17 protein-coding genes, 4 tRNA genes and 1 pseudogene are annotated in these 18085 nt (G+C 69.5%); 13 read left to right on the top strand and 9 right to left on the bottom strand.

Going from position 1 to position 18085, the window contains the following annotated elements; all coding sequences use genetic code 11:
• Window positions 1-28: 28 nt before the first annotated feature.
• Entirely contained in the window at window positions 29-1288 is a 1260-nt protein-coding gene (locus ACTMS9_RS11825; RefSeq protein ID WP_441164897.1) for an MFS transporter, read from the top strand.
• A gap of 208 nt (window positions 1289-1496) precedes the next feature.
• Here the strand turns inward: ACTMS9_RS11825 and ACTMS9_RS11820 are convergent, their stop codons facing one another.
• The 8 genes from ACTMS9_RS11820 to ACTMS9_RS11785 form a co-directional block, all read right to left on the bottom strand.
• On the bottom strand, window positions 1497-1892 hold the full coding sequence (locus ACTMS9_RS11820) for a low temperature requirement protein A (RefSeq protein WP_441164975.1): 396 nt from the start codon (window positions 1890-1892) through the stop codon (window positions 1497-1499).
• Window positions 1893-2939: 1047 nt separating this feature from the next.
• Window positions 2940-4517 carry a protein kinase domain-containing protein gene (locus ACTMS9_RS11815; protein ID WP_441142309.1) on the bottom strand — a complete coding sequence of 526 codons (1578 nt, stop codon included), beginning with the start codon at window positions 4515-4517 and terminating at the stop codon, window positions 2940-2942.
• Window positions 4518-4600: 83 nt separating this feature from the next.
• Window positions 4601-4903: an FIMAH domain-containing protein gene (locus tag ACTMS9_RS11810; RefSeq protein WP_441142310.1), complete on the bottom strand. Its 303-nt coding sequence runs from the start codon at window positions 4901-4903 to the stop codon at window positions 4601-4603.
• Between the two features lie 939 nt (window positions 4904-5842).
• Window positions 5843-6178 carry a YnfA family protein gene (locus tag ACTMS9_RS11805; RefSeq protein ID WP_441164896.1) on the bottom strand — a complete coding sequence of 112 codons (336 nt, stop codon included), beginning with the start codon at window positions 6176-6178 and terminating at the stop codon, window positions 5843-5845.
• Complete coding sequence (locus tag ACTMS9_RS11800) at window positions 6175-6483, bottom strand: hypothetical protein (protein WP_441142312.1); 309 nt, start codon at window positions 6481-6483, stop codon at window positions 6175-6177. Before ACTMS9_RS11800 ends, ACTMS9_RS11805 begins: the two co-directional genes overlap by 4 nt.
• Window positions 6467-6916 (bottom strand): MerR family transcriptional regulator, encoded by a 450-nt coding sequence (locus ACTMS9_RS11795; RefSeq protein ID WP_441164895.1) that lies wholly within the window; start codon window positions 6914-6916, stop codon window positions 6467-6469. The genes ACTMS9_RS11800 and ACTMS9_RS11795 overlap by 17 nt, the downstream gene beginning before the upstream one ends.
• Complete coding sequence (locus ACTMS9_RS11790; protein ID WP_441164894.1) at window positions 6913-7269, bottom strand: hypothetical protein; 357 nt, start codon at window positions 7267-7269, stop codon at window positions 6913-6915. The genes ACTMS9_RS11795 and ACTMS9_RS11790 overlap by 4 nt, the downstream gene beginning before the upstream one ends.
• A gap of 176 nt (window positions 7270-7445) precedes the next feature.
• A complete protein-coding gene (locus ACTMS9_RS11785) occupies window positions 7446-7940 on the bottom strand; it encodes a YajQ family cyclic di-GMP-binding protein (RefSeq protein ID WP_441142315.1) in 495 nt (164 codons plus the stop codon).
• Window positions 7941-8088: 148 nt separating this feature from the next.
• On the opposite strand from ACTMS9_RS11785, the gene ACTMS9_RS11780 reads away from it, so the two are divergent.
• Together ACTMS9_RS11780 and ACTMS9_RS11775 are read left to right on the top strand one after the other, a co-directional pair.
• Window positions 8089-8172, top strand: a tRNA-Tyr gene (locus tag ACTMS9_RS11780).
• Between the two features lie 243 nt (window positions 8173-8415).
• The gene (locus ACTMS9_RS11775; protein ID WP_441164893.1) at window positions 8416-9630 is read left to right on the top strand and encodes a PP2C family protein-serine/threonine phosphatase; all 1215 of its coding nucleotides are present in this window, start codon (window positions 8416-8418) and stop codon (window positions 9628-9630) included.
• A 486-nt stretch (window positions 9631-10116) separates the two neighbouring features.
• Here the strand turns inward: ACTMS9_RS11775 and ACTMS9_RS11770 are convergent, their stop codons facing one another.
• Window positions 10117-10761 carry a dihydrofolate reductase family protein gene (locus ACTMS9_RS11770; RefSeq protein WP_441164892.1) on the bottom strand — a complete coding sequence of 215 codons (645 nt, stop codon included), beginning with the start codon at window positions 10759-10761 and terminating at the stop codon, window positions 10117-10119.
• Between the two features lie 434 nt (window positions 10762-11195).
• Here ACTMS9_RS11770 and ACTMS9_RS11765 point away from each other — a divergent pair.
• The 10 genes and pseudogenes from ACTMS9_RS11765 to ACTMS9_RS11720 form a co-directional block, all read left to right on the top strand.
• Window positions 11196-11494, top strand: a pseudogene (locus tag ACTMS9_RS11765) (epoxide hydrolase N-terminal domain-containing protein); the annotation flags it as partial.
• Between the two features lie 27 nt (window positions 11495-11521).
• Window positions 11522-12418, top strand: coding sequence for an alpha/beta fold hydrolase (locus tag ACTMS9_RS11760; protein WP_441164974.1), 897 nt, complete (start codon window positions 11522-11524; stop codon window positions 12416-12418).
• A 94-nt stretch (window positions 12419-12512) separates the two neighbouring features.
• Window positions 12513-12800 carry a DUF1905 domain-containing protein gene (locus tag ACTMS9_RS11755; protein WP_441142318.1) on the top strand — a complete coding sequence of 96 codons (288 nt, stop codon included), beginning with the start codon at window positions 12513-12515 and terminating at the stop codon, window positions 12798-12800.
• An 884-nt stretch (window positions 12801-13684) separates the two neighbouring features.
• On the top strand, window positions 13685-16231 hold the full coding sequence (locus tag ACTMS9_RS11750; RefSeq protein ID WP_441142319.1) for a putative bifunctional diguanylate cyclase/phosphodiesterase: 2547 nt from the start codon (window positions 13685-13687) through the stop codon (window positions 16229-16231).
• A 95-nt stretch (window positions 16232-16326) separates the two neighbouring features.
• Window positions 16327-16399, top strand: a tRNA-Thr gene (locus ACTMS9_RS11745).
• Between the two features lie 26 nt (window positions 16400-16425).
• Window positions 16426-16498: transfer RNA gene (locus ACTMS9_RS11740), tRNA-Met, on the top strand.
• A gap of 132 nt (window positions 16499-16630) precedes the next feature.
• Window positions 16631-16798, top strand: a complete 168-nt coding sequence (rpmG, locus tag ACTMS9_RS11735) for a 50S ribosomal protein L33 (protein ID WP_013288652.1) — start codon at window positions 16631-16633, stop codon at window positions 16796-16798.
• Window positions 16799-16926: 128 nt separating this feature from the next.
• On the top strand, window positions 16927-17373 hold the full coding sequence (locus tag ACTMS9_RS11730) for a MaoC family dehydratase N-terminal domain-containing protein (protein WP_280836968.1): 447 nt from the start codon (window positions 16927-16929) through the stop codon (window positions 17371-17373).
• Window position 17374: 1 nt separating this feature from the next.
• Window positions 17375-17767 carry a MaoC family dehydratase gene (locus ACTMS9_RS11725; RefSeq protein WP_441142320.1) on the top strand — a complete coding sequence of 131 codons (393 nt, stop codon included), beginning with the start codon at window positions 17375-17377 and terminating at the stop codon, window positions 17765-17767.
• Between the two features lie 127 nt (window positions 17768-17894).
• Window positions 17895-17967 (top strand) — tRNA-Trp (locus ACTMS9_RS11720).
• Window positions 17968-18085: the final 118 nt, after the last annotated feature.

The raw sequence follows: 18085 nt of genomic DNA, 5'->3' as shown, positions 1-18085 counted from the left end.
TCACCCATTACACCTCTGGAGGTCGACCGTGGCCGCACTGCGCCAGTACCTGGGCGTCTGGCGGATCCCCGGCGCACCGATGCTGCTGGTCTTCGGCATCATCGGCCGGCTCGGGATCGGCATGACGCCACTGGCGCTGCTGCTGGTGGTGGAGCAGGTGACCGGGCGATACTCGCTCGCCGCGGTCGCCGGAGGCGTCTACGCCCTCTCCGGCGCCGCGCTCAGCCCCGTCGCCGGCCGGGTCGCCGACCGGATCGGTCCCACCCGGGTGCTGCTGGCCACCGCCGTCGCCCACCCGCTGGCGCTCTTCGGCCTGCTCTGGGCGAGCCGCGCGGAGGCCGGCGGCCTCGGCCTGATCTACCTGGCCGCGGGGATCGCCGGTGCGACCTACCCGCCGCTGACCGCCGCGATCCGGGGTGCCTGGAACGACCTCACCGGCCCGAACTCCGGGCGGTACCACCTGCGCAACACCGCGCTGGCCGCCGAGACCTCGCTCTTCGAGGTCGTCTTCGTGCTCGGCCCGCTGCTGGTGGCCGGCTTCGTGCTCGTCGCCGACGCTGCTGCCGCGCTGGTCGGCGCCGCCCTGGTCACCCTGGTCGGCACGGCGGCCGTGGCGCTGGGGCGGGTGATGCGCGGCTGGCAGCCGCACCCGCGCGAGCACCACGCCCGGGGTCTCGGCCCACTGCGGGTGGGCGGCTTCCCCGCGCTGCTGGTCTGCGTCGCCAGCCTCGGCATCGCGTTCGGCGCGGCCGGGGTGATCGTGCCGGCCTTCGCCGGTGACCAGCCCACCGCCGACCCGGAGAGCCTCGCCGGCATCCTGCTCGCCGTCTGGGGCGTCGGCAGCGCCGCCGGGGGTTTCTGGTTCGGCGTACGCAAGCCGTCGGCGAACATGACCCGCCAGTTCGCCTGGCTCCTCGGCGCGGTGGCCGCCAGCTTCGCCGTCTTCGCGGTGATGCCCGGCCCGGCGGCGCTGGGTGTCGCGCTGGTGGTCGGTGGCGCCACCATCGCGCCGGCGCTCACCCTGGAGAACACCCTGGTCGGGCGGATCGCCCCGCCCGGCATGCTGAACGAGGCGTACACCTGGGTGGTGACCATGTCGGTCGCGGCGAGCGCCGCCGGCGGCGCGGTGGCCGGGCTGATCGTCGACCACGCCGGCGGCGTGCCGTGGGCGTTCCTCTTCGCCGGGGCCGCGGTGGCCGTCGGGGCCGCGGTGGCCGCGATGCCCGCCGGGCCGATCGCCCGGGCCGAGGCGACAGCGGTACGCGCCGAGCAACCCAGCCTGGTCTGACCGGCCCCCATGGCCGGAAGCGGCGTCGCGGCCGTTCCCCCTGAGGAACGGCCGCGACGGCCTGCATTCCCCTGATCGGGGTACAGCGTCGGAATGTTTCTCTTCTTCTCGAACCGGGTGGGGTGCCTCGGCTCCCTGTTGATCAGCGCGATCCTGACCGTGGTGCTGTTGTTGATCTTCTCTCGCTGAACAACCCGGCGTTGAGGTGCTAGCCAGGTGGTGACGGTGGCTCGAGTGGGCGTCCTTTCGCGCGGGCCGCGTCGGCGATGGCGACCCCGGCCAGGACCGCGGTCGCGGCGAGGGCGGCCAGCAGCGGCGACACGAACAGCATCGCCGGTGCCAGGACGGCCAGCACGAGCACGCCGATCGGCCGATCCAGGGACACGCGGCTGAATACCGCGTACTCGAAGCCGGCGCGCCCGGCCAGGAACAGCACGGGTCCGCCGAGGATGACGGCGACCCAGGCCGGCTGCGGGTGTCCGAGTGGATGGGCGATGACGAGTTCGACGCCGACGGAGGTGACGACGACCGCCGGCCACCATGATCGGCTGGGAGTATGTCGCCGAGAAGGCGACGCGGGTCGGGTCCGGGGCCGCTGCGACAGCCTCGGCCAACAGTTCCCGGGCGCGGTAGATGTAGATCCGCCAGAACAGCACCGTGATGACGAACGACACCACGAACGCCGCGCTCCGATCAGCCGCGAAAGCCGCTGCCATAGAGAACGGATATCTCCCCCGCGGACAGGCGCCGCTTGAACGGCATGGCCAAGCCTCAGCTCATGGATGCATCCTGCCGGGAGAGTCGAGAACGGCTTCTGCCAGGTCCGCCGGGAACATTCGCTTGACGCTCGCGGCGTACTCGCTCCCGTCCAAGGGTCGGCTCACCTGGTCACCATCTACCCGCACCGGCAAGGAGACACCCGAGGTAACCCCCGGCTCCGGTGCGCCTTCGCACAGCGCCCAGGCAAACGACGAGGAACCGTCCCGTCCAAGCAGTCGGACGTTGCATGTACCCGGACCGCTGAGCAACTTGCCAGGCAAGAGCGAGGCGAGCCGCTTTTCCTCAACCTGGACAGCAGCGGTGCCGCGGTCGGGCAATATGTACTCCGGCTCAGAACAGCCAGCGAGTAGCACGACCGCCATGCCGAGCCAAGCGGCGAACCGGCGAGTCACCCACCGATCATCGCACGTTCCATGGCTGGGCAGGTCCCGCGAAAGCAGCCAAGCGGGCAGACGAGACCTGCGCCCGCGGCGAGCGCAGCGACAGTCGGGTTCGAGTGGGAGCGCCAGCGCCTACCGTCTGTCTCCGTAGCGAGTCCGCTCACGATGACGACAACAGTCCAACCCTCTTCGTGCCGCTCCGGCAGCAGGCTGCTGCCGTCATCCAGATCCGGTTCCCCGGGCAGGCAGCGGCAGATCCGGCCACGGGCGTGCAGTTCCTGTCGGAAAGATCAGGCACGTCGCGCCATTCACTGAGGCTTGACTCCACCTCCTGGAGGCGTGACGAGCCCGGGTGCGTGTTACATGGCTCTGCGTGGGCGGGCAGACTACGCCCTGGCGAAGCCGGCGGCAGAGCGGTTCCGCACGCCGTCGACGCGGCTCACGTCCAGGCGGTCGTCAGGCCGCACGGTGGGACGGCCACTGCGGAGGATCTAGTGGTCGTCCTTTTCCTCGTCTTCCTTTTCCTCGTCCTTCTTTTCCTCGCCCTTCTTCTCGTCGTTCTTACCCTCACCTGGGGGCGGGACGGGCCGGATGGTCTGGCCGGCGACGGAGAAATTCGACCGGCAGACGGTCCCGTTGATCGTGAAGGTGGTGGGAAGGGAGTTCACCCCTTGGTAAGTCCCGTCCACGCGAGCGGTGACGGACTTCTTCGCAGGCAGTGCATCGCCCCGCACCTCCACCGAACGGCCCTTCTGTTTCCATGCACCTGGAGAGCCGCGCAGAAGCCGCTGCTCGCCTGGAAGGTCGAAGGTCAGCCGCCAGGTGTTGATGGCCGTGGTTCCGGTGTTGGAGATGCTGACAGTGCTGGAGAAACGGCCGTTGACGGCCCGCCGGACGGTGTACTGGACACTGCACTCTGGTTTACGCTCGCCCATTCCGGCGACGGCGCTGGGCGTGCCAACCAGGGCCTCATCCTCTCCCTGACCTGCTGTGTGATTCAGCCAAGCGGCAGCGAATACGCCCGGGAACAGCAGGGCGGCGGCGCCAGTGGCCGCGACCTGGCGACGTCTGCTCGGCAACAGTTGTCGCCAGCGGGCTAGAAGCTGCTCGTACGGGCCTGGTGCCAGCAGCCCAACCGCGATCTTGGTTAGGTTGCCGGCACCGCCGGTCGCTCGGCCCGGTACAGCGACCTTCGTCGGACCTGCCTTGGCCGTGGCCTCCTGTTGGGGCAGCACGAGCGTGGCGGCCGAGAGCCCAGCAACGTCGCTGAGGACCATGGCAACCTCGGCCGCGTTTGGCCGCTGGGCTGGCTCCTTGCCAAGGCACCGCCGACACAACTCCGTCACCTCGGGCGGGAGTTCCTCGATGGGCGGCAAGGCGGCTGGCTCCTGATACCGGTGCGCGACCAGCATCTGGGTGGTGCTGGAGGCGTGCCACGGCAGAGTCCCGGCCAGTGCCCGATAGAGCAACAGACCCAGCGCATACACGTCCGTCGCCGGCTGCACCAACCCTTTCTGCAGCCGTTCGGGAGCTAGGTACGCCGGTGTACCGAGCAGCGGGCCGGCCGAACCATCCGCGTCGCCGGAAGCGGCCGAGAGCCCGAAGTCCACCAACTTGGCCCCTGCCGCGGTCACCATCACGTTGCCGGGTTTGACATCACGATGAACGACGCCGCGGTCATGGGCCGCCGCCAGCGCGGCGGCGACCTGGGCGCAGATCAGCACAGCCAGTCGCCACGGCAGCGCACCGCCGGTCAGCAGTTGTGCCAGCGAGCGGCCTTCAACGACCTCCATGACGACATAGGGCAGCCGGCGCCCGGCGCCGTCGGCCGCCTCGCCGTAGTCGTAGACCTCCACGATGTTCGGGTGGCGCAACCGCGCCGCCGAACGAGCTTCCAGCCGGACACGCTGCAGTAGTTGCGGGTCGGCGGCCAGCTCCGGCGAGAGCATCTTGACCGCGACGTCTCGTCCGAGCACCTCGTCGTGGGCCCGCCAGACGACCGACATGCCGCCCGCGCCCAGGCGGTCCACCAGCCGGTACCGGCCGTTGAGCAGATGCCCGCTCTCCATGACGGTAGCGGTGCCCAGGCGGGCACCGGACGAAACAGTGACCCGACGTGTCCGTGCGGCGCCGGCTCGACCAGCAGGACGGATCAGCGGCTGGGCAGGACTCGCACGAGTTGTGCCAGCCCAGCGGCGAGAGTCTGGTAACCGGCCTCGGAGATCTTGTTTTCCTTCCGCAGTTCGGCGACTTTTTCGCCGAACTCCGCTAGTTTTTCCCGGGCCTTGTCCTCCTCCCCGGCAGCTTGCTTCTCGGCGGCTTCCCGCAGTCGCTTTGTCAGCTCCTCAGCGGCCTTCGGAGTCAACTGCCCGTTCTCAGCGAGCCCCACGATAGTGGTGCGCAGCCCCGCGATGAGCTGGGTGGCGTTCAGGCTTGGGCGGGGGGACGGCTTCACCGTTGGTGAGGCTGACGGAGACTCTGACGGCTCCTCGGCCATCGCCGCGTCAGCAGCCTCCGGTGCAACGTCCCCGCTGGCCACAGGGACCCCCGGCCCGGCTGCGGACGGTTCAGGATCGCCGCCCGTGAACGTCACCACCATGGCCGCAAGGAGCACCGCGACCAGAGCACCAGCCACAGCCGCCCACATGAACCACCGCGTCGCGTCGGTCTCGGCCCGCCGGTGTCCGCCTCTCCGCACCATCGGCATCGTGCGGGTCGCCGAGTCCGGACCGGGAGCGGTAGGGGTGGCAGGAAAGTCGGAAGTCACGCCAGAGCCCCCGCGGCCATCCAGGCGACGAGGTTCAACGGTGTGTCGCACCCGTCGGGGGACTGGTGCTGGGCCAGCTCACGGCAGTCCAGATGGACTCTTCTGGAGAGAGAAGTGTGTCGCTTCATCGGCTCAACAGCACCACGCCGAGAGCAATGGATCCGACCACAAGGATGATTCCCCCAAACATGGCATACGACCACCACGGATCCGAGCGCCTCGACAGAACGGGGACAGGGCGAGTCGGCGAGTTCCATCCGTGAGAGGTCGAGGGCGTGGCATTGGAAACGTTGACGTGGGGCCACCGAGCGGACGACGTGCGGTGTGCTGACTGGGCCATGACACAACTCCCTAGGGCGTACCGGGCGGGCGTCCGAGGCTGGTCTGGGCGCGTCGCTGACGCTGAGCACCTCTACGCTCCGCCGCCGCGCCGCGCCTACACCGCCCTTCCCATCGGCGTGGCAGACGGGACGGGCGTTACACCTGAGTCGTTGCCGCTGCACCTGGCGCGGGTGGCCGTCGGCAGCATCGGTGACGCGAACACTCCGAGGGCGAGGACGCGGGCGGACACAGCCGGACGAGGCGCGGAGTTCTCACCAGTGAGGAATCGGAACAGCAGCGGAGGAGCTAGCTGGCACGCGGGGTGTACATGATGACGGCCACGCCGGTGAGGCAGGTGGCTGCACCGATGACGTCGTAGCGGTCGGGGCGGAACCTGTCGACGACCATGCCCCAGGCGAGGGAGCCGGCGACAAAGATTCCGCCGTAGGCGGCGAGGATGCGGCCGAAATTCGGGTCGGGTTGGAAGGTGGCGACGAAGCCGTAGAGCCCGAGCGCGATGACTCCGGCCGCTATCCGGAGCAGCCCGCGGTTTTCCCGCCAGCCCTGCCACACCAGCCAGGCGCCGCCGATTTCGGCGAGCGCTGCGAGTAGGAACAGCAGGATTGAGCGGGCAACCGTCACGCGTCGGACCGTAGCGTGACCACCTGGCGGTCGTGCTGGTCGGGTTGGCCGCAGGAGCAGTTGCCGCCGGCGCAGCCGGTGGTGTGGCGGCGTTTGGTGGCCCACCACCAGGACAGGCCGGCGAGCACGGCCAGGGCGACGGCGACGCCGGGCAGGAAACGGTTGACCGCGGCCCAGCCGGCACCGCCGAGAACCCCGGCTGCCAGCAGCGGCGGCAGGATGCAGCAGGCGGCGCAGGCGGCTCCTGCGAGTCCGGTCATGCTGGAGGGGAGGAGGCGGCGCAGCCGGTCAGCAGGTGTCGGCACGGTCGTTCCTTCTGGCGAGTTCCGCAAAGGGCAGGGGGCAGCAGGAACTGCTGGCACAGGCGACCAGGTCGTCGCAGCCGGCCGAGATGGCGGCGTGCAGGGTGTCGCGGATGACGGTCAGGTCTGCCAACCTCCGTTCCACCTCGACGAGCTTGTCCTTTGCCCGTGCCTGGAGTCCGGCGTCGGGTCGGCCGCTGTGCTGATGTCGGCCCGCGTCGAGCAGGTCGGCGACCTCGTTGAGAGTGAAGCCGAGGCGCTGTGCGGTCTTGATGACCCGCAGCAGGGTGACCGTGTCGGACGGGTAGAGCCGATGCCCGCCCGGCGACCGCTGGGGAGAGGCAAGTAGTCCCCGGCGCTCGTAGTAGCGCAGCGTCTGCAAGTTGACGCCGGCCGCGTCGGCCAGCTGGCCGCTGCGTAGCCCCGATCCGGTCATTTCTGGCCCCGGACAGACGTCGCCCGTTCGGCGAGGGCATCGAGGACGTCGACGTGTGCCGCCGGTACCCGGACGTCCAGGGTCAGCGAGTCCGGGCTGGGTCGCATGATGTCGAAAGCGAAGAACGAACAGCAGGACGATTCACGGTCCGTCAGATCCCGCGCAGTCTCCTCCACCTGCTCCGCGCCGTCGAGCTGCAATCGCAGATGCTGTGCCGACGGCCGGTCGACACCCTGGACCGCATCGCGGAAGAACTGATCGAACTCGGCGAGCCGCAGCGGCCGTTCGTGCGTCGGCAGGGTGCACGCATCCGGCGCCCAGGAGTCATCCGTGGTGACATGTCGGTCGCTCATACTCCGACGGTAAGCCTGTACCTAGGTACCGGATGCAAGCCCCGGTCGGTGGAGGGATCCAGGCCGTCGCCAGGCCGTCAGAGGTCGGACAAGCCCACCAAAGATGGCCATTGGCGACGACGGTTGCGCAGGTAGCGCGACGTGGTCCAGACGGTGACCTGCGCGCAGAGAGGGCCTTACCGGTAGTTGGTGAACTGCAGGGCCACGCCGAAGTCCTCGCCCTTGAGCAGCGCGATGACGGCCTGCAGGTCGTCCTTCTTCTTGCCGGTGACGCGCAGCTGGTCACCCTGGATCTGGGCCTGGACGCCCTTCGGGCCCTCGTCGCGAATCTTCTTGCTGATCGCCTTGGCCTTGTCCGAGTCGATGCCCTGGATCACCTTGCAGTCGATCTTGAAGACCTTGCCCGAGGAGCGCGGTTCGCCGGCATCCAGCGACTTCAGCGAGATGTTCCGCTTGACCAGCTTCTCCTTGAAGACGTCCAGCGCGGCGCTGACCCGCTCCTCGGTCTCCGCCTGGAGGCTGATCGCCTCCTCGCCGGACCAGGAGATCTCCGCGCCGGTGCCGCGGAAGTCGAACCGCTGCGCGAGCTCCTTCTCCGCCTGACGGAGGGCGTTGTCGACCTCCTGGCGATCGACCTTGCTCACGATGTCGAACGACGGGTTCGCTGCCATGCTCATGCTCCTGCTGTCCGGCGGTCTGTCACGTACCGTCGCCCGCTGACCAGCGGCACGACCCCCTGACCGTACCCGGTTGCGGCGGCCCCGGGGGCAACCGCTATCCTTGGCGTCGCTGCCGCGCGCGAGTGCGGTGGTACGCCCTGGCGGGTTGCCCGAGCGGCCAATGGGAGCGGACTGTAAATCCGTCGCGAAAGCTTCAGAGGTTCGAATCCTCTACCCGCCACCAGGTGCGACAAAGGCCCCTGACCAGCAGAAATGCGGGTCGGGGGCCAATCTCGTTCGGTCCCGCTGAGTCCAGCCGTCGCCCGCCGTCGATCACAGTCCGGGGGCGTATCGGGGGGAGCTATACCGGCGAAGCTGCGGCCAGGGGAGAGCGTAATGGCTCAGTGGCAGCTTGACGTGGCTTCGCTCACCAAGGGCTTCGTCTCGCTTGGGCCAGAAGTGGCGGAGGTACAACTACGATCCGGGGGTGGTTCGCGCGGAGAGCCGGAGAGATGAGCAGCGGTTACGCCGCATTGAGGCCGTGACTGATGCGGCCCTGTCTCGACTCGATGCCGCCGACCTCTTCGACGAGCTACTCGACCGAGTCCGCGACCTAATGCAGGTTGACACGGCCGCCATCCTCCTGCTCGATGTACCCGCCCGGCAGTTGGTGGCCACTGCGGCTAAGGGGCTGGAGGAGGAGGTCCGCCAGGGCTTCCGCATCTCGATCGGTCGAGGGTTCGCCGGCCGAATCGCCCTGACCCAGCAGCCAGTGATCATCGAGCAGGTCACCTCGGACAACGTGGTGAACCCGATCCTGCTGCAAACCGGTGTCCAGTCCCTGCTGGGCGTACCGATCATCGCTCGTGCCGAACTTGTCGGCGTTCTGCACGTCGGCACCCTTACGCCGCGCCGGTTCACCCCCGACGACGTCCGCCTGCTGGAACTGGTCGCCGATCGGGTCAGCCTGGCCAGCCGGGCTCGCGCGAACACGCTGGATCAGGCAACCGCCCTGGCTCTGCAACGTAGCCTGATCCCCACCGAACTGCCCGAGGTGCCCGGCCTTGAGATGGCCGGCCGGTACGTGCCGGGTCACGCCTCTGGCGTCGGCGGTGACTGGTACGACGTGTTCACCCTTCCCTCCGGTTGGCTGGGCGTGGTCATGGGTGATGTGTCGGGTCATGGGTTGCAGTCTGCGGTGGTGATGGGACGCGTCCGCAGTGCGCTTCGCGCGTACGCCCTGGTCTGCGATGACCCCGCAGAGGCGCTGACCCTTCTCGATCGAAAGGTGGCTCATTTCGAGGCCGGCAGCCTGACCACCGCGTTGTACGCGATGATCTCTCCGGATGCCTCCACCGTGCACGTCTCCCTGGCCGGACACCCCCGGCCGGTCCTGGCCGTTCCCGGTGAGTCGACCACAATGCTTCCCGCGCACATCGACCCTCCGCTGGGCATCGGCCCCCGGCAGCCGCAGCGGCGCACGACCAGCCTCGACTTTCCACCCGGCGCGGTCCTCGTCTTCTACACCGACGGGCTCGTCGAACGCCGGGGCGAACTGCTCGATGCCGGTATGGCTCGTCTGATGACCGCCGTTCCGTTGGCTCCCGTCGAGACCGTGTGTCAGACCGTCATGGCGACCCTCGACGCGGAGCACCCGGATGACGACATCGCTTTGTTGGCCATCCGCCGGCTGACCAACTAGAACGCCTGCGCGAGCCTGCGGTTCACCAACTACAGGTAAGGGACCCCGGCCGGCCTGGTCTTCGGGCCGACCACGCCGTGTCACCTCGGCAGACGTCGTCACCAGTGGTCGTCGTTGATCGCTCACGGTCGGCCTCCGACGGCCTGGTGACGGCCTGGACCTGGTCCTCGTCGACCCGCCCGAAACCTGCACCCCGCCCCGGCGGAAGTTCACAAGTCCCGCTCCGCCTCGGCCTGCCGAAGCGCAGCCCACGACACCGGCACAGCCACAATCCCGGTACACAGCACGGCTACGAGCGAGAGAACTACCCAAGGCCAATGGCGCGATGATTGAACCAACGGATCGCCGCCGCCGCCCGGCGACCCGGCAAAGCTGGTGCCTCCCCTGGTCCCATACGCGGCAACATATGCCGCTGGTGGGCGTGACGGAATGCCGACCTGGCGGGTTCACCGCCGACGACACGGACCCACCTGGCGCGGGTCGGCTTCAGTCGTCGCGTCCGGCACCGCGATCGGGTGCGCTCATGTCCCCCGTCCCGGGCGTGCCATCGGCGAGCCCGTAGCGCAGGTACACGGTGCCCTTCGGATTGGCTACCGGCGGTTCGAGGAGTGTGAGGTTCGTGGGCACCGCGCCACCGTCGAACACCTTCTTTCCGAGGCCGAGCACGATCGGGTGCACCCAGAGGTCGAGACGGTCGAAGAGCTTCTCGCGCAGGAGGGTCTTCACCAGGTTCAGGCTTCCGACGACCTTCACGTGTTCGTGCCGGTCACGGACCTCGCGCACCGCGCCGGCCAGATCCGGGCCGAGTTGCGTGGACCCGGCCCACGAGAGGTCGGGCCTGCCGCGGGAGGCCACGTACTTCGGGACGCTGTTGAAGAGCGTGGCGATCTCGTTGTCCTCGCCGCCCTCCTGGTGCGGCCAGTAGGCGGCGAAGATGTCATACGTCCGCCGGCCGAGCAGGAGGGCGTCCGTGCCCTCGTACGCGGCACCGACCTGCGCCCCGGCGACCTCGTCCAGCAGGGGCGCCTGCCAGCCGCCGAACGGGAACCCCACCGGGTCCTCGTCGGGGCCGCCGGGCGCCTGCCCGACGAGGTCGAGGGTTGCGAACAGCTCGATGTGGATGAGGCCCATGCCTTACTCCCGATGAGTTTGGTTGTCTCGGTCGGGAGGTAGACCTGTGGGCACCGGCAGACTCATCGCTGCGACGGCACCAAGTTTCGTACTTGTCCACCGCCTCGCCCGGTGCATCGGTCACCACCCCGTCCCGCGGTCAGCGTCCTTGCGACGCCCGGGACGCCGCACCGGCACTCCCCACTCACGATAGATCACAGCCGCGTCCGAACTGGGTGGCTGCCCTGCGCCCAGCGTCACCGCAGGTCACCGGCGGGATCGACGGCCGCTCTCGGATCTGTCGAGCCGCTTCGGTGGGTGCGATCTCTGCGGTGTTGATGGCCGTCGCGTCGGCCGCAGGCCGTGGCTGCGCAACAGGCCGACGGCCAGTTCCGCCTCGGTGCGGCTGGTGACGACCGCCACCGTGACCGGCGCACTCTCCATGACAGAGGTCAGTGAGCAGGTCCGGGCCGGACCCGAGCGCGAAACCGCGTTTCGGGTCCGCCGGTCGCCGGGCCGGTGTGAGACTGGGCGCGTGTCAGCCCCGCCGGCGCCGGACCGCGGCCACCCGCTGGCCCACACGAGAGCTGGTCACCGATCGCTCCCAGGGCGTGCAGCTGGCGACGGTCCAGGAGCTGGCCCGCTACTGGACGGATGAGTACGACTGGCGCAGGTGCGAGGCGAGACTGAACGGCTGCCCCAGTTCACGACCGAGATCGACGGGGTCGAGATCCACTTCATCCACGTCAGGTCGCGGCAGGAGAATGCGCTGCCGCTGATCATGACCCATGGCTGGCCCGGCTCGGTCGTCGAGCTGCTGGAGACTATCGGCCCGCTGACCGACCCGACCGCTCACGGCGGCACCCCCGACGACGCATTCCACCTCGTGCTGCCGTCCCTGCCTGGCTACGGCTTCTCCGGCGAGCCGACCGAGCTCGGCTGGGAGTCCGGCCGCATCGCACGCGCGTGGGCGGAGCTGATGGACCGCCTCGGCTACCCGCGCTACGTCGCCCAAGGAGGCGACGTGGGCGCCAGCGTCACGGACGCGATGGGTCGCCAAGCACCCGAGGGCCTGCTCGGCATCCACGTCAACCTGCTCGCCGGGGCGCTCGGTATCAAGGACCAACTGCCGGCGGAGTCCGAGCAGGAACGCGCGGCGCACAAAGCGCTCGAGACGTTCACGACGGACGGCTTCCGTTACTTCCTGGAGCAGTCCACCCGGCCGCAGACGATCGGCTACTCCCTGCTCGATTCACCCGTCGGGCTGGCGGCCTGGATGCTCGACCACGACACGGACAGCTACTACGAGATCTCCCGCGCGTTCGTCGACGGCGAGCCCGCGGGCGGTCTCACCCGGGACAGCATCGTCGACAACATCACGCTGTACTGGCTGACGGGCACCGGCGCCTCGGCCGCCCGGTGGTACTGGGAATTCGGACGGTTCGTGGCCGGAGCCCGTGCGGCCGGCCAGGCTCCTCCGGCGGTCGCGGTTCCGGTCGGCTTCACGACGTTCCCCGGCGAGATCTGGGCTGCCCCGCGCAGCTGGGTCGAGACGGTCTACCCCGGCGTCGCCTACTTCAACGAGGTCGACAGCGGCGGCCACTTCCCCGCCTGGGAGGAGCCGGAGATCTTCTCCACCGAGGTGCGGGCCGCGTTCCGGCCGCTGCGGAAATCCTGAGCCCGCTCCGGTTCGCGGGTGACCCTCCTGGTCAGTGAGCCGCCAGGCCCTTCTCGTCACCCCACTCCGGCAGACGCCCTCCTATCCTGGCCGGATGGAGCTGGAGTTCAGCGGCGAGGTGTGGTTCTGGAAGGGCCCGGCGCCCTGGCACTTCGTCACCGTCCCGGACGAGGACTGCCTGGAGTTGAGCGTGACCGCCGCGTCCGTGAGCTACGGCTGGGGCATGGTGCCGGTCAGGGCCCGGATCGGGCGGACCCGGTGGACGACGTCGCTGTTCCCCAAGGACGGGCGGTACGTGGTGCCGGTGAAGGCGGGCGTCCGAGCGGCCGAGCGGCTCAACGTCGGAGACCTGGTGACGGTCCAGCTCGTGGTCGACGGGTGAGCGGGCGGCACCCCGCTTGCCGGCTGCCGGCCCTGCGCGGCACGCCCCGCACCCCAGCGGAGTAATCGGCCTGAGGTGGCTGACCCGCAGCGAGACCGAGCGGCCTGACCTGCGAAGAAGCGGGTTGCAGCCCTCGTCCTGGCCGCCGCCGCCGACGGGTGAGCGTATTCACGTCGCTTACTGTCGGCTAAGGGCTGGCGCTTCTGCGTCGCGTAGAGCATTCTGACGGTCGTGGATGTGTCGCCGGTCGGTGGAGCGCCGGTCGACCGATTCCTCGCCCGGCTTCACCCGCCCGGCTGCGGTGGCCGGAGGCCGCGGGCTCCCGGGGAGGGCTGAGGCCGTTCCGGGGCGTACCACCGCCTCCGTCGCTTCTGACCGGATCTTCTGACTGGCCGGCTCTCGTGGCAAAGGTCCCACTCGCCGGAGGACGATGGGAATCGCGGCTAAAGACGGAAGACGCGTCATCTGTGCGCTGCTCACGCCCGCAGGTCGCTCCGGCTGGTGACTTGTCGTCGACCGTCCGAACCGGCCGGTACGGACCACGCCGATGGGCCGTCCGTCCGCTTTGCGGGTCGACCCGCTTGTGGCACGATCGTGGAATCTTCACCACCGACAACCCTGCCGACAGGAGCACGCGAATGTCTGGTCGAAGGCTGGCCCGGCGGGTCGGCGTGATGCTCATGCTCGTCGCCCTCGCCGCTGGAGTCGGCGGTGGGCTGATCGGCAACGGGCCGGTTGAGATCCGGACCTTTGACTATGTCTGGACGGCCCCGCCGGCTCCGTAGTCTCGTCGGCGCCCGCCCGGGTCTGGGCCCAGACTTGTCGACGGCGACCTGACGCCCATCAGTCCACGGTCCTCGGCACGATGACCGATGAGGAGAGTTATGGCCGACCGTCGGTCGTCATCGGCGGGGGCATCGTCCCCTCGGCGGCCCGCCGAACACGCCTGGTTGGTCACCGGACCGCTGGCCATCGTGGCCATCGTCTTCTCCACCGCGATCGGCCTGGTCACTTCGCCGCCGCTCGGGTCATGGGGCATTGCCGCGGTTCTGCTCACCGTCATGGTGGTGGCGGGCCTGCCGATGCTCAACTTCGTGATCGGCAGGCAGTCCTTCGGGGTGCGGCTCACCGAGATCCCGCTGGTCCTGGCCTTCTACTTCCTGCCGCCACTGATGGTGGTGCTGGCGTACACGCTGGCGACCCTGCTCACCCATCTCCGTTACCGGTTCGGGGTCGCCAAGCTCGCGTTCAACGTGGCCAACGCCTCCGCTGCGGCGTCCTTCGCCGCGCTGGTGCTGCTGGCCCTCCCGCCGATCCGTGGGGTGGGGCCGGGCACCTGGGGGATCCTTTTCGCCTCGGTCAGCACGTTCACGCTGGCCACCCTGTTCGGCGTGGCAGGGGTCATCATGGTCATGCACGGCTGGCAGGCCGGTGCCAAGGTGCTACGGAACGCGCCGTCGACGCTGCCGACCTCTGCGGTCAACGTGGTGGTCGGTCTGGTCGTACTCATCGTGCTGGACACCACCTGGTGGTCGGCGGTCCTCATCGCCGCGCTGGCGGCCGCCGTCGCCCTGGTCTACCGCTCGTACGCCCAGTTCTTCCGGCAGCACCGGACGCTGGGCGGGATGTACGACCTGACCAAGGCGATGACCGCGGAGGGGCAGAGCGGCAACCTGGTGGACGTCCTGCTCGGCCGGATCCGGGCGCTGATGCAGGCCGAGTACGCGACCCTCTGGCTGCCCGCCCAGGGACGGCACCCGGAGGTCATGTTGACCGCCCGGGTGGACGACTCGGGTCTGCTCGACGTCGCGCCCACTCCCGAGGTGATCCGGGAGGAGACCCGACGGCAGCAGCGGAGCCTGGCGCTCGGCGTACGGCTCGGCGGGGACGAGGAGTTGCGGGCGTCGCTGCGTACGACCGGCGTCAAGGACGTCATCGCCGTACCGCTGCGCTCCGGCCAGGCCGTCATCGGCACCCTGGAGGTGGCCAACCGGCTCAGCGACGTCGGCCACTTCACCGACAGTGACATTCCCATCTTCGAGACCGTGGCGGCGCACGCCGCGGTCGCCCTGGAAAACTCCCGCCTGGTCGACCGGCTGCGCCACGACGCGTACCACGACACGCTCACCAAGTTGCCCAACCGCCGCCGGATCACCGGCGCGCTCGACGAGGCGGTCAAGATCCGTGCACCGGGTGAGGTGGTGGCGGTGCTGCTCTTCGACGTGGACGGCCTGCGCCAGGTCAACGAGTCCCTCGGCCACGCCGCGGGCGACAAGGTTCTCGTCGAGGTGGCCGAGCGGCTGCGCGCCTGCGCGCCCTCCTCGGCCCTGGTGGGCCGCGCCGGCGGCGACGAGTTCCTGGTCACCCTCCGGCTGGAGAACGCCGAGGCGGCGCTGGAACTGGCCGCCCAGCTGCGCGAGCAGATCCGCGACGAGATGGTCTTCGACGCCCTCACCCTCGACGTCGACACCGCGGTCGGGGTGGCGGTGCACCCGGACCACGGCAGCGACGCCGCGTCGCTGCTGCAACGGGTGGACCTGGCCGCGACGGCGGCCAAGTCGGTCCCGGGCAGTGTGCAGCTGTTCAATCCGGCGTTGGAGTCGCGGTCGCTGCGCCGGCTCGGCCTCGCCGGCGATCTGCGTCGGGCGTTGGACGAGGGCGCGCTGGAGGTCTACTTCCAGCCGAAGGTGACGCTGCGCGACCGGCGGTTGGTCGGGGTCGAGTGCCTGGCCCGGTGGGAACACCCGACGCACGGCACGGTGAGTCCGGAGGACTTCGTCGCGGTGGCCGAGCACACCGGCCAGCTGGGCCGGCTCACCGAGGTGGTGCTGCGGGAGGGGCTGCGGCGCAGCCGGGACTGGAGCCACACCGGCCAGCCGCTCGCCGTCGCGGTCAACCTCGCCGCGCGTACGCTCACCGACCAGCACTTCCCTGACCGGGTAGGTGAGCTGCTGACCGAGTACGGCGTCCCGCCGCAGCGGCTCACTCTCGAGATCCGCGAGTCCGGGGTGCTGGACGGCACCGACCGGCCGATCCCGACCCTGCGCCGGCTGCGGGACCTGGGCGTGCGGCTCTCGGTGGACGACTTCGGCACCGGTGACTCGTCGCTGGCCCATCTGCGCCGGCTGCCGGTGCACGAGGTCAAGGTCGACCGCTCGTTCGTGCAGGGGATGGCGACGGATCCGGGCGACCTGGCGATCGTCAACGCCGTGGTCACGCTCTCCCAGCAGTTCGGTCTCGCCGTGGTGGCCGAGGGCGTGGAGAGCGAGCTGACCCTGGAGCTGCTCCAGGACATCGGCTGCGAGATCGGCCAGGGCTTCCTGTTCAGCCGCCCGCTGCCGTACGAGCGCCTGGAGGCCTGGTTCGGCGCCCAGGTGGACCCGGAGACGATCTCCGCGGGTGAGTCGCCGAGGCTGCGGGTTGTGCCCTGATCTGTGGAAACGCGGGGCAGGGGGATCCGATTTCACCTCGGCGGCGAGGTCATGTACTGTTACCTCTGCGCGACGCCCTCCGGGTGATCGGGCAGGCCCCCTTAGCTCAGTCGGCAGAGCGTCTCCATGGTAAGGAGAAGGTCTACGGTTCGATTCCGTAAGGGGGCTCAGAGGGTCCGGCTGGACCCGCCTGCGGCGGTGTAGCTCAGATGGCAGAGCAAGCGGCTCATAATCGCTGTGTCGCCGGTTCAAGTCCGGCCACCGCTACTCTCGTCCTCCGGGCCTGGTTCCCGGCGGCCGGTGGAACGGGCGCCACTGGCGCCCACTTTGCATGTCCGCGCATCGACCGCGTAGGCTGATGCGTCGTAGTTGATACCCCAGCGAGGAAGGCACTCCGCCGTGGCGAAGGCGACCGATGTCCGGCCGAAGATCACTTTGGCGTGTGTGGAGTGCAAGGAGCGCAACTACATCACGCGCAAGAACCGTCGTAACGACCCGGACCGCATCGAGCTGAAGAAGTTCTGCCCCCGGGACGGCAAGCACACGGTCCACCGCGAGACCCGCTGAGCTGCGGCCGGCATCGCCGGCCCGGTCCCTGAGCACTTCCCGGACGCCGATCCGCACGGATGGCGCGGCATTTTCGCCGCCCCTCCCGTACGGATCGGCGTTCGTGCTTTGCGTGTAGGTTCGGCGGCATGTCCCTGGACCCGTCCTTCGTCGGCCGGACCTATCCGCCGACCGCCCCCTATCAGGTGGGCCGAGAAAAGATCCGCGAGTTCGCCGCCGCCATCGGCGCCACCGACCCGGCCCACCACGACCCGGAGGCGGCCCGGGCGCTGGGCCACCCGGACGTGGTCGCCCCGCCGACCTTCCCCTTCGTGATCACCATGGCCGCGAACCGCCAGATCGTCGAGGACCCGGCGCTGGGCGTCGACTACAGCCGGGTGGTGCACGGCGACCAGCGCTTCGCGTACACCCGTCCGGTGGTGGCCGGGGACGAGCTGGTCTGCGTGAACACCATCGAGGAGGTCACCAACCGGGGCGGGCACGGCTTCCTGACCACCCGCACCGACGTGCGCACCGTCGCCGGCGAGCCGGTGGTCGCGGTCTGGTCCAAGCTCGTCGTACGTGGGGAGGGCTGAGATGGAACTGCCGACTCAGACGTTCCGGATCACCCGGGCGGACCTGGTTCGCTACGCGGGCGCCTCCGGCGACTTCAACCCGATCCACTGGAGCGACCGGACCGCCACCAAGGTGGGCCTGCCCGGGGTGATCGCGCACGGCATGTTCACCATGGCGCTGGTCGGTCGGGCCGTCACCACCTGGGCGGGGGCACCCGACGCGGTGGTCGACTTCGGCGTCCGGTTCACCCGGCCGGTGGTGGTCCCGGACGACGACGAGGGCACCGAGATCGAGGTCAACGCGGTGGTGAAGGAGGTCACCGAGGAGGGCCTGACCAGGCTCGACGTGACCGCCACCTGCCTGGGGGAGAAGGTCCTCTCGCAGGCCCGGGCGATCGTCCGGACCACCCGCTGACCGGTGCTGGACAGGTGATGGGCGGTGCCGGTTGGGAAAGTCGGGGCACTACCCGTACACTGGTCCGCCGTGGGGCAAGTGATCCGTGCCCGGCCCTCGTGGCCGAGCGGGGCGAGCGTTGCCGCACAGGGGTGTAGCTCAATTGGCAGAGCAGCGGTCTCCAAAACCGCAGGCTGCAGGTTCAAGTCCTGTCACCCCTGCGCCTCAGGCCTGACCGTTCCCGTGGGTCGCGCCGCCGACTGGCGGCGTCCGGCCCGTGGTGGTGGCATCGGCGGGGTGGTTCCGAGGCATCGGGCCCCTTCGTCCGGTCCGCCGGCC

The sequence above is a fragment of the Micromonospora sp. L31 genome, from assembly GCF_052068075.1.
In the GTDB taxonomy this organism is placed as follows: domain Bacteria; phylum Actinomycetota; class Actinomycetes; order Mycobacteriales; family Micromonosporaceae; genus Micromonospora; species Micromonospora purpureochromogenes.
This window is presented reverse-complemented; position numbering and strand designations above follow the sequence as displayed.